Annotated in this window: 12 protein-coding genes; 7 read left to right on the forward strand and 5 right to left on the reverse strand. The window is 76.8% G+C overall.

Annotated features, from left to right (window positions below; translation table 11 throughout):
* Nucleotides 1-9 precede the first annotated feature (9 nt).
* Nucleotides 10-432, reverse strand: coding sequence for a RidA family protein (locus tag ACZ6O2_RS19815; protein ID WP_350707285.1), 423 nt, complete (start codon nt 430-432; stop codon nt 10-12).
* Nucleotides 429-1,250: an NAD(P)-dependent oxidoreductase gene (locus ACZ6O2_RS19820; RefSeq protein WP_466023841.1), complete on the reverse strand. Its 822-nt coding sequence runs from the start codon at nt 1,248-1,250 to the stop codon at nt 429-431. Before ACZ6O2_RS19820 ends, ACZ6O2_RS19815 begins: the two co-directional genes overlap by 4 nt.
* Nucleotides 1,251-1,343: 93 nt before the next feature.
* Between ACZ6O2_RS19820 and ACZ6O2_RS19825 the strand changes: the two genes are divergently transcribed.
* Both ACZ6O2_RS19825 and smpB read left to right on the forward strand, forming a co-directional pair.
* Nucleotides 1,344-2,237 (forward strand): LysR family transcriptional regulator, encoded by an 894-nt coding sequence (locus ACZ6O2_RS19825; RefSeq protein ID WP_466023842.1) that lies wholly within the window; start codon nt 1,344-1,346, stop codon nt 2,235-2,237.
* Nucleotides 2,238-2,289: 52 nt separating this feature from the next.
* Nucleotides 2,290-2,784 carry an SsrA-binding protein SmpB gene (gene smpB, locus ACZ6O2_RS19830; RefSeq protein ID WP_350707279.1) on the forward strand — a complete coding sequence of 165 codons (495 nt, stop codon included), beginning with the start codon at nt 2,290-2,292 and terminating at the stop codon, nt 2,782-2,784.
* Between the two features lie 99 nt (nt 2,785-2,883).
* On the opposite strand, the gene ACZ6O2_RS19835 is transcribed toward smpB, so the two are convergent.
* Together ACZ6O2_RS19835 and ACZ6O2_RS19840 are read right to left on the reverse strand one after the other, a co-directional pair.
* Nucleotides 2,884-3,990, reverse strand: coding sequence for a hypothetical protein (locus ACZ6O2_RS19835; RefSeq protein ID WP_466023843.1), 1,107 nt, complete (start codon nt 3,988-3,990; stop codon nt 2,884-2,886).
* On the reverse strand, nt 3,882-5,015 hold the full coding sequence (locus ACZ6O2_RS19840) for a transporter substrate-binding domain-containing protein (protein ID WP_466023844.1): 1,134 nt from the start codon (nt 5,013-5,015) through the stop codon (nt 3,882-3,884). The genes ACZ6O2_RS19835 and ACZ6O2_RS19840 overlap by 109 nt, the downstream gene beginning before the upstream one ends.
* 408 nt (nt 5,016-5,423) lie before the next feature.
* Between ACZ6O2_RS19840 and ACZ6O2_RS19845 the strand changes: the two genes are divergently transcribed.
* From ACZ6O2_RS19845 to ACZ6O2_RS19860, 4 genes are read left to right on the forward strand one after another with little or no spacing between them, the layout of a single operon-like run.
* Complete coding sequence (locus ACZ6O2_RS19845; protein ID WP_350707273.1) at nt 5,424-5,846, forward strand: TOBE domain-containing protein; 423 nt, start codon at nt 5,424-5,426, stop codon at nt 5,844-5,846.
* 44 nt (nt 5,847-5,890) lie between these two features.
* Entirely contained in the window at nt 5,891-6,661 is a 771-nt protein-coding gene (modA, locus tag ACZ6O2_RS19850) for a molybdate ABC transporter substrate-binding protein (protein WP_466023851.1), read from the forward strand.
* Nucleotides 6,658-7,470 carry an ABC transporter permease gene (locus ACZ6O2_RS19855; RefSeq protein WP_350707271.1) on the forward strand — a complete coding sequence of 271 codons (813 nt, stop codon included), beginning with the start codon at nt 6,658-6,660 and terminating at the stop codon, nt 7,468-7,470. Before modA ends, ACZ6O2_RS19855 begins: the two co-directional genes overlap by 4 nt.
* Nucleotides 7,467-8,531 (forward strand): ABC transporter ATP-binding protein, encoded by a 1,065-nt coding sequence (locus ACZ6O2_RS19860; RefSeq protein WP_466023845.1) that lies wholly within the window; start codon nt 7,467-7,469, stop codon nt 8,529-8,531. The genes ACZ6O2_RS19855 and ACZ6O2_RS19860 overlap by 4 nt, the downstream gene beginning before the upstream one ends.
* Nucleotides 8,532-8,577: 46 nt before the next feature.
* Here ACZ6O2_RS19860 and ACZ6O2_RS19865 read toward each other — a convergent pair whose 3' ends face one another.
* Nucleotides 8,578-9,003 carry a type II toxin-antitoxin system Phd/YefM family antitoxin gene (locus ACZ6O2_RS19865; RefSeq protein ID WP_350707268.1) on the reverse strand — a complete coding sequence of 142 codons (426 nt, stop codon included), beginning with the start codon at nt 9,001-9,003 and terminating at the stop codon, nt 8,578-8,580.
* 165 nt (nt 9,004-9,168) lie between these two features.
* On the opposite strand from ACZ6O2_RS19865, the gene ACZ6O2_RS19870 reads away from it, so the two are divergent.
* The gene (locus ACZ6O2_RS19870; protein WP_466023846.1) at nt 9,169-9,954 is read left to right on the forward strand and encodes an RNA ligase family protein; all 786 of its coding nucleotides are present in this window, start codon (nt 9,169-9,171) and stop codon (nt 9,952-9,954) included.
* Nucleotides 9,955-10,092 lie beyond the last annotated feature (138 nt).

The raw sequence follows: 10,092 nt of genomic DNA on the forward strand, positions 1-10,092 counted from the left end.
CGGCATGGATCAGGCCGCGGCGCCCGGACCGGTGACGGCGGCCGTTATCTCCACCTCGATCAGCGCGCCCGGCAGGAAGAGGCGGTTCACCTCCACCGTCGTGCTGGCGGGCGGGGGCGTGGCGGTGAAGAGCCGGCGCCGGACCGAGGCGTACCCGGGCAGGTCGCCGAGGTCGGTCATGAACGTCCGGATGTGCAGCACGTCCGCCAGTCCCGCGCCGTGGGCCGACAGCACGCCGCCGACGATCTCGAAGATCCGTTCGGACTGCGCGACGATGTCGCCCGGCCCGACCAGGCGACCGGCGTCGTCGACGGCGACCTGGCCGGCGAGCACCAGCAGGGCGCCGCCGGGCAGGTCGAGGCGGGCCACGTGGGCGAACCGGTCGCCGAACGGCGCGGCGACGGCCGGCGGGTTGTCGAGGGTGAGGTTCACGAGCGCTCCAGGCTGACGAGGGTGGCGATGTCGGTGGTGGGGTCGGGGGCGGCGTCGAGCACGGTGCGGGTCGCCCGGACCAGCGGGGCGGCCGTGGCGCCGAGCGCGGCGCGGGCCAGGTCGAGGTCCTTGCCGGCGAGGGCGACCGGGAAGTCGGCGTCGCGGGCGGCGGCCCGCCCGAGCACGCCGCCGAGCGGACCGCCGGCCAGCGCGTCGAGGGCGGCGGCCGGGTCGACGCCGACGGCACGGGCGACCGCGAGGGTGTCGGCCAGCCCGCCGAGGGCCACGAGCAGCGCGGTGTTGAGCACGAGCTTCAGCGCGGCCCCGCTGCCGGTGCCGCCGCAGTGGCGTACGGCGCCGAGCGCCGCCAGGACGGGGGTGACCCGGGCGACGGCGGCGTCGGTGCCACCGGCGAGCACCCGCAGCCGGCCGGCGCGGGCGGCGGCCACGCTCCCGCCCACCGGGGCGTCGACGAGGTCGACGGTGGCGGGCAGCCGCGCCGCCAGAGCGTGGACGGCGGCCGGGCCGATGGTGGACATCTCGACGAGGCAGGCGCCCGGTGGGAGGGCCGGGGCGGCCCCGTCCGGCCCGAACAGCACCGCCTCGGCGGCGGCGGCGTCGGTGAGCATCGTGATGGCGACCTCGGCGTCGCGGGCGGCCCCGGCCGGCGTCCGGGCCACGTCCGCGCCGGCCTGCCCGAGCGGGGTGGCGCGGGCGGCGGTGCGGTTCCACACCGTCACCTGGTGTCCGGCGTCGAGCAGGCGCAGGGCGATCGACGCCCCCATCCGCCCGGTGCCGAGTACGGCGATCTTCGTCATGCGGAAACCGTAGGCAGCGCGCCGCCATGCGACCAACGAATCTTTCCGATAGCCGCCATGCGAGACGCGCATGGGTCGGCGTACGCTCGCGGGATGCAACCGCTGGCCCTGGAGGTGTTCCGGACGGTGGCCCGGCACGGCTCGATCACGGCCGCCGCCCGCGAGCTGCGCTACACGCAGTCGGCGGTCTCCCGGCAGGTCGCCGCGCTGGAGGCCGACCTCGGGGTGGTGCTGTTCGACCGCCTTCCGCGCGGCGTCGCGCTGACCGAGCCGGGGCGGTGCCTGCTGCCGCACGCCGACGCGGTGCTGGAGCGGCTGGCCACCGCGCACCGGGACCTCGACGCGCTGCGCGGGCTGGGCGGCGGCCGGCTGCGGGTGGGCGCGTTCCCGACCGCGATGGCGGCCCTCGTGCCGCGCGCGCTGGCCGGGTTCCGGGACGCGCACCCGCGGGTGGCCCTGTCGGTGGTGGAGGGGCGGACGCCGGACCTGCTGGAGCGGCTGCTCGCCGGCGACGCCGACGTCGCCGTGGTGAGCGCGCCGCCCGACCGCCCGCTGGACCCCGGGCGCTTCGACCTGCACCACCTGCTCGACGAGCGCCTGCTGGTGGCGGTCGCCCGGCAGCACCGGCTGGCCCGGCGCCGCACGGTGCGCCTGGCGGAGCTGGCCGACGACCCGTTCGTCGCCGGGTCGCCCAACGGCGAGGACCCGTTGATGCGCGCCACCATGCCGCCCGGCTTCCGGCCCCGGGTGGACATCGTCGCCGCCGACTGGACCGGCAAGCTGGGTTGCGTGGCGGCCGGTCTCGGGGTCGCGCTGGTGCCGGCGCTGGCGGTCCGGGCCGCCCCGGCCGACCTGGCCCTGCTGCGCCTGCACGCCGACGACGCCCCGGCCCGCCGGGTGTACGCGGCCACCGCCGCCGGGCGGCACCACCCGCCCACGGTCGCCCGCCTGCTCGCCGGCCTGGCCGGGGAGGCCCGCCGGCTCTGAACACGGCGACCAGGCCCGTCACCCGGGGCGCCGGGCGGATATCCTCCACCGGGTGAACGCGGGCCGGCAGACCGAGCGCACGCTGATCGCCTCGAACAAGAAGGCGCGGCACGACTACACGATCCTGAAAACCTACGAGGCGGGCATCGTGCTGGCCGGCACGGAGGTCAAGTCGCTGCGCGAGGGCCGGGCGTCGCTGGTCGACGCGTTCGCCCAGGAACACGACGGCGAGCTCATGCTGCACGGCCTGCACATCGCCGAGTACGGCTTCGGCAGCTGGACCAACCACGCGCCCCGACGGACCCGCAAGCTGCTGCTGCGTCGGGTGGAGATCGCCCGGATCCTGGAGAAGACCCGCGAGGGCGGGCTGACCCTGGTGCCGCTGTCGATGTACTTCGCGGGCGGCTGGGCGAAGGTCGAACTCGCCCTGGCCAAGGGCCGGAAGTCGTACGACAAGCGGCAGGCGCTGGCCGCGCGCGACGCCGACCGGGAGATCGCCCGCGAGCTGGGCCGCCGCCTCAAGGGCCGCACCGCCCGGCGGGGCTGACCGCCGCCGCCACCTCTTCCCTGGTTCGCCGCCTGCGGTGGCGTCGCGTCACGCTGCGTCGCCGCGGCGCGGACGCGCGGCCCGCGTTGGTCGACTCCGTCAGCGGGGGCCCGGGGAGGGCGGCGTGGGCGGGGCGGCGGGACCGGGGGCCGGCAGGCGGCCGAGGCAGCGCGGGTCCGGCCGGCCCACCGGCTGTCGGGGGATCATCCAGTCCAGCGCCGTCTCCTCCACGTGCCAGCCGTACACGTCGACCCGGCTGACCGGGATCCGCCCGGGGTCGGGGCAGAGCCGCTGGCCGCGTACCAGGTCGTTGGGCAGGAAGCGCACCTCGCCCCGCCCGTCGAGCACGATCGTCATCCGGTCGGTGACGGTGACCGCCTGGCCGCGTACCACCTCCCGGGCCGGGCCCGACTCGGCGCCGACCTCCACGGCGACGGCGGGCAGCAGCGGGACCCGGAGAAAGACCACCCCCATCACCAGCGGCACCACCGCCGCCACCGCGTACGCCAGGGTGCGGGTCAGCGCCGGGGCGACCGGGCGCGGCACCGGGCCGGTGAGCACCGCCGCCCCCACCGGCGGCACGACCAGCAGCAGGGCCGTGGCCAGCTCCCCCTGCCGGCCGGCGGCCACGACGGCCGGCGCCAGGCAGGCGTAGCTCGCGGCCCCCGCGACGACGGGCAGCACCAGGCCGGTGACCAGGAGCCGGCGGGGCCGGTCCGGGTGGCGCAGCCGGGTCCGCAGCGCCAGCAGCCAGAGGGCGAGCATCAGCAGCAGCGGCAGGAACCGCAACTGCCAGGTGAGGGCCGCCAGCGCGATCGCCGCCACCAGGACCCAACCGGGGGTACGCACGGTGCCGTAGGCGAGCAGCGAGCGTTCGGGGTCGAACCGGTCAGGCGCGCTGACCTGGAGCAGCCGGCCGAGGGCGGCCAGCACCAGCACGACGAGCGGGAACGCCCACACCAGCGCGATCAGCAGGGCGCTGAGCAGCCCGAGCGGGCTGACGTACTGCACCAGCAGCAGCATCGTCGGCATGTCCTGCCGGCTGAGCCGCCACAGCCGCAGCACGAGCAGCAGCACCGGGAACGCGGGCAGCAGCGTCAGCAGCCACTGCTGCGCCTGTTGCGCCTGCTTCGTGCCCGGGCGGCGGTCCGGACGCCCGACGGCGGCCGGCTCGGAGACGGCAGCGCCCATCTCTCCCACGGCCACTGCCGCACCTCCACCTTCTCCTCGGGCTCCGGCTGCCGGCCGACCGCCACCTGCTGCGGGTTGCTGTGCTGCTGCTCCGAGGCCAGATAGCGGTCGAACGCCGCCTTCCACCGGTCGCCGTCCGGGCCCTTCGCAGACTGGTAGAGGGAGAGGTTGACGAGGTCCCGCATCGCCGGGTTGGGCCCCGTGTTCACCCCCCACTTCTCCGCCGCGTCCGCGCCGATGTCCCAGTGCCGCAGCTCCGTACGCCGCAGCAGCTTCGTCGCCGGCGGCAGCTCGCCGGGCGGACGCGGGCCCACGAAGCCGGCCAGGATCGCCGCGTCGGTGGTGACGGCGTCGACCTCGCCGTCGTAGAGCGCCTGGACGCACTGGCTGATCCGGTTGCGACCGATCGGGTTCGCGCCCGCCTCGCGCAGGCGCTGCTCCGACGTGGACGTCCCCAGCGTGCAGACCTTCGCCTTGTCGAGGTCCCGCAGGCTGGCGACCTGCCGGCGGTCGGACGCCCGCGTCAGCACCGACTGCTCGGTCTCCAGATAGGGGAAGGAGAAGACCACGCCCTGGTCCCGGCGCTCCTCGGTGATGCTGTAGGAGGCGATGACCAGGTCGACCGTGACGAAGCTGCCGTCGGTGTCGCGGGCCTGCCGTCGGGCCCGGTCCTCGCTCTCGATCGGCAGCAGCGTCACCTCCGGCGCGTCGAAGCCCAGGTCCTCGGCGATCATGTAGGCGATGTCGATGTCGAAGCCCTCGAACGCGCCGTTCTCCAGTTTCTGCGCCACCCCGGGCTGGTCGTCCTTCACCCCGATGAGCAGCCTGTCGCGGTTGGTCAGCCCGGCCCGCTCGCGCAGCTCGTCCCAGGTGGGCGGGCCGCTGGCGACGATCACCCGCACCGCGGCGACCGCGACCACCACCAGCAGGAGCAGCAGCGCCGCCAGGCGCACCTGCCGGGACCGCGACACGCCACCGGACGCCGCCGCCACGGCCGGCAGCCCCGGCGAGTCGCCGCCGGTCTCCTTGTCCTGACCCAACTCGGCCTCCCGGTCGCCGCCCGCGCGAGCCCTCCATTGTGGTCCATGCCGCACCGCCGCGACAGTACGGAAGGCGACCGGCACGGCCCGTGTCGACACCCCGGCCGAATCGCGCCCGCGCCGCCGGCCGGCCCCCGGCCACGCACCCGTTTCCCGACCCGCCCTGCTGCGACGGCCCGTGGCACCGGCCCGTCGGCGGCGCCCGTGCCGCCGGCCGACCCGCCGTGCGTCGACGTCGCCCGCCCTCCCCTGGCGGCGTCCACCCCCGACGCATGCCGCCTCCCCGCGCGCCAACCGCACGATGCGTGTCGCCACCCGCGAACGCCAGGGCCAGCCGCTCAGGAGGCGGCAATCGCGAGGGCAAAGGGGGCTGACCCATCGCATCTGCCGGATGGTTAGGATGGGCCGGTGACGACGTTCCGCATCGGCGAGGCGGCCGAGTTGCTCGGGGTCAGCGCCGACACCGTGCGCCGGTGGGTGGACGCCGGCCGGCTCGCCGCCGGCCGCGACGAGCACGGGCACCGGGTGATCGACGGGGTCGACCTCGCCGCGTTCGCGCGCGGGCAGGCCGCCGACCCCGACGAGCGGTCGGACTCCTCGTCGGCCCGCAACCGGCTGCGCGGCATCGTGGTCAACGTCGTCAAGGACACGGTCATGGCGCAGGTCGACATCCAGGCCGGGCCGTTCCGGATCGTCTCGCTGATGAGCCGGGAGGCCGTCGACGAGCTGGACCTGCGGGTCGGCTCGCTGGCCGTCGCGGTGATCAAGTCGACCACGGTGGTGGTGGAACGGGCCACCACCCCGACCAGCAGAGGGAGGCAGACATCTTGACGGCGACACCCCGGCCACGGCCCGGACGCCCGGGCCGGCGCTGGCTGCGTACGGTGGCGGCGGTGCTCGCCCTCGCGGGCCTGGCGGGCTGCGGCGGCGGGGGCTCGGCCGCCGGGGGCCCGGCCGGCGGCACGGGCGTCGGCGGTACGGTGACGGTGTTCGCCGCGGCCTCGCTGACCGAGTCCTTCACCCGGCTCGGCCGGGACTTCGAGGCGGCCCACCCGGGCACCACCGTGGTCTTCAACTTCGCCGGCAGCTCGGCGCTGGCCGCCCAGATCAACCAGGGCGCGCCGGCCGACGTGTTCGCCTCGGCGGCGACGCGGAACATGGCCACGGTCACCGAGGCCGGCAACGCCGACGGCGACCCCGCCACCTTCGCCCGCAACCAGCTCGTCGTCGCCGTGCCGAAGGGCAACCCGCGCGGCGTGACCGGGTTGGCCGACCTGACCCGCCCCGGGCTGACCGTCGCGCTCTGCGCCGAGCAGGTGCCCTGCGGCGCGGCGGCGCGCACGGCGCTCGACGCCGCCTCGGTCAGCCTCACCCCGGTCACCCTGGAGCAGGACGTCCGGGGCGCGCTGTCGAAGGTGCGCCTCGGCGAGGTCGACGCGGCCCTCGTCTACCGCACGGACGCGCTGGCCGCCGCGGCCGACGTGACCGCCGTCGAGTTCCCCGAGTCCGCCCGCGCCGTCAACGACTACCCGATCGTGGCGCTGCGGGACGCGCCCAACCGGGACGGCGGGCGGGCCTTCGTCGCGTACGTCCGCTCGGAGCGGGGGCGGACGGTGCTCACCGAGGCCGGCTTCCAGACGCCGTGAGGCGTACCGACGGCGTGCGGCGACGGCGGGGCGCCGGGGTGCCGGTCGCGCTGCTGCTGCCGGCCGTGCTCGGCCTGGCGTTCCTCGTCCTGCCGCTGGTCGGGCTGCTGGCCCGTACGCCGTGGGCCACCCTGCCGCAGCGGCTCACCGAGCCGGGCGTGCTCACCGCGTTGCGGCTGTCCCTGCTGACCGCCACCCTCGCCACCCTGCTCTGCCTGCTGCTCGGGGTGCCGCTGGCGTGGCTGCTGGCCCGCGTCGAGTTCCCCGGCCGCCGCCTGGTACGCGCCCTCGTCACCGTGCCGCTGGTGCTGCCCCCCGTGGTCGGCGGGGTGGCGCTGCTGCTGGTCTTCGGCCGGCGGGGCCTGCTCGGCGGCTGGCTCGACGCGACCTTCGGGATCACCCTGCCGTTCACCACCGCCGGCGTCGTGCTGGCCGAGGCGTTCGTCGCGATGCCGTTCCTCGTCATCGCCGTCGAGGGCGCGCTGCGCGGCGCGGACCGCCGGTACGAGGAGGCGGCGGCGACCCTCGGCGCGGGCCGGTGGACGACGTTCACCCACGTCACCCTGCCCCTGGTGGCCCCCGGCCTGGCGGCCGGGGCGGTGCTGTGCTGGGCCCGGGCGCTCGGCGAGTTCGGCGCCACCATCACCTTCGCGGGCAACTATCCCGGCCGGACGCAGACCATGCCGCTGGCGGTCTACCTGGCGCTGGAGACGGACGTGCAGGCCGCCGTGGTGCTCAGCCTCGTCCTGCTCACCGTCTCGGTGGCCATCCTGGCCGGGCTGCGCGACCGCTGGATCACCAGCCCGTGAGCGCGCCCCTGCTCGACGCCCACCTCGTCGTGGACCGGGGCGGATTCCGCCTCGACGTGCCCCTGCGGGTCGCCGCCGGCGAGGTCGTCGCGCTGCTCGGCCCCAACGGCGCGGGCAAGACCACCGCGCTGCGGGCCCTCGCGGGCCTGCTCCCGCTGACCGCCGGCCACCTCACCCTCGACGGCGTCGACCTGGACCGGCCGGCGCGGCGCGCCTGGACGCCGACGGAGCGCCGACCGGTCGGCGTGGTGTTCCAGGACTACCTGCTCTTCCCGCATCTCACGGCCCTGGACAACGTGGCGTTCGGGCCGCGGCGGCACGGCGCCGACCGGCGCGCCGCCCGGGATACCGCCCGCGCCTGGCTGGACCGGGTCGGCCTGGCCGAGCACGCCCACCGCCGGCCCCGGCAGCTCTCGGGCGGGCAGGCGCAGCGGGTGGCGCTGGCCCGCGCGCTCGCCGTCGCGCCGGCGCTGCTGCTGCTGGACGAGCCGCTCGCCGCGCTCGACGCGCGCACCAAACTGGACACCCGGGCCGAGCTGCACCGGCACCTCGCCGCGCACCCGGGGGCCACGCTGCTGGTGACCCACGATCCGCTGGACGCGCTGGTGCTGGCCGACCGGTTGGTGATCGTCGAGGAGGGGCGGGTGGTGCAGGAGGGGGACGCCGCGACGGTCACCGCGCGGCCCCGCACCGACTACGTGGCCCGGCTGGTCGGGCTGAACCTGCATCGGGGCCGCGCCGAGGGGCACCGCGTCCGGGTCGCCGACGGGCTGACCCTCACCGTCGCCGACCGGATCGACGGGGACGCGTTCGTCGCGTTCCGGCCGTCGGCGGTGGCCCTGCACCCGTCCCGGCCGGAGGGCAGCCCGCGCAACACCTGGGCGGCGACGGTGGCCGGGGTGCAGCGGCACGGAGACAACCTGCGGGTGCGGCTCGACGGGCCGGTCGAGGTGGCGGCGGACGTCACCCCGGCCGCCGCCGCCCAGCTCCGGCTGGCTCCGGGGCAGCCGGTCTGGGCCGCCGTCAAGGCGGCGGAGACCCACGCGTACCCCGCCGTCTGACGCCGCCGGCGGGTCGCGGCGCCGTCCGGGCACGGGATCGCCGCCGTCAGGGCGCGGGGTCGGCGGCCAGCAGGTCGGCGTGGGCGGCGCGCAGCCGGGCGAGGTCGGGGTCGCTGCCCGGCCGGACGCGGCGGTCGAGCTCGGCCCACGCCTCGGCGAGGGCGGCGGTGACCGCGCGCAGCTCGGCGGAGTGCCGCCGGCTGCTGCGCCGGTGCGCCTCGTCGAGCCGGCGGGCCCAGCCGGCGGTCACGGCGGCGAGGCGGTCCGCGTCGGCGCGGGCCTGGGCGGCCGTGCGGGCGGCGGCGGCCGGGACGATCGCCGCGACCGGTCGGGGATCGCCGTCGCGGGTGACGACGGTGACGGCGTCGGTCAGCTCGGCCAGCGCGACGAGTTGGGTGAGCCGGGTGCGCGCCTCGCGCAGCGGCACCGAACGCGGCTGGTCGGTGTGCGGGGTGAGAGCGGGGACAGCCATGGATGGATGGTCGCCGCCGGGTACGACATTTCCGCCCGTCGACGGTCCAGGGTGGACGCGGCGGGCCGGAAATTGCCACGAGGCGCCCCGTCGCGGGCGGATACGCTGCTCGCCCAGCGCCGCGCCGCAGCCCGGTGCGGCGGAGCTGCCACCCAGGAGGAAGCCGTGTCCAGCCTCGACGTCCGGACGGTCGACCTGCGGGCGATCAACTCGCTGACCAAGTACCCGTCGATCCCGACCTACCACGCCCTCGACCCCCGCGACGGCGGGCTGCTGGCGGAGTGCGTCGAGTTCACCGGGCCGGTCACCCTCACCGAGAAGATCGACGGGACGAACGCCCGGATCGTCGTGCTGCCCGACGGCGCGTACCTGATCGGCAGCCGGGAGGAGCTGCTGTACGCGCGGGGCGACCTGATCGGCAACCCGGCGCTCGGCATCGTCGACGCGCTGCGCGACGTGGCCGAGCGGCTGACCGGCGCGGCGGCCGACGACCGGGTCACCGTCTTCTACCTCGAGGTGTACGGCGGCAAGGTCACCGCCGCCTCCCGGCACTACACGGCCAGCCGGCGGGTCGGGCACCGGCTGTTCGACGTGGCGGTGCTGGAGGACCCCGCGCCGATGCTCTCCTGGCCGGCCCAGCGGATCTCGGCCTGGCGCGACGGCGGCGGCCAGCGCTTCCTCGGCGAGGCCGACCTCGTCGCGCGGGCCGACGCGCTGGGCCTGGCGACCGTGCCCCGCCTCGCCACCGTCGCCGCCGGGGACCTGCCCCGCGAGATCGACAAGACCCACACGTTCCTCGTCGACCACCTGCCGCGGACCACGGTGGCCCTGGACGGGCCGGCCGGCCGGTCCGAGGGGCTGGTGCTCCGCACGGCGGACCGCTCGGTCATCGCCAAGGCGCGGTTCCAGGACTACGAGCGCACGCTGAGGCGCCGCGAGGGTCGGCGCTGACCCCGGCTCGGGGGGGGGGGGGGGGGGGGGGGGGGGGGGGGGGGGGGTTTTCTCCCCCCCCCCCCCCCCCCCGCCGGCGGGTCTTTCGGCCTGGCTGGCCACGCCGCACCGGGTGGACGATCGAACCGCGCCTGGAGA

Source organism: Micromonospora sp. NPDC048040, from assembly GCF_055587185.1.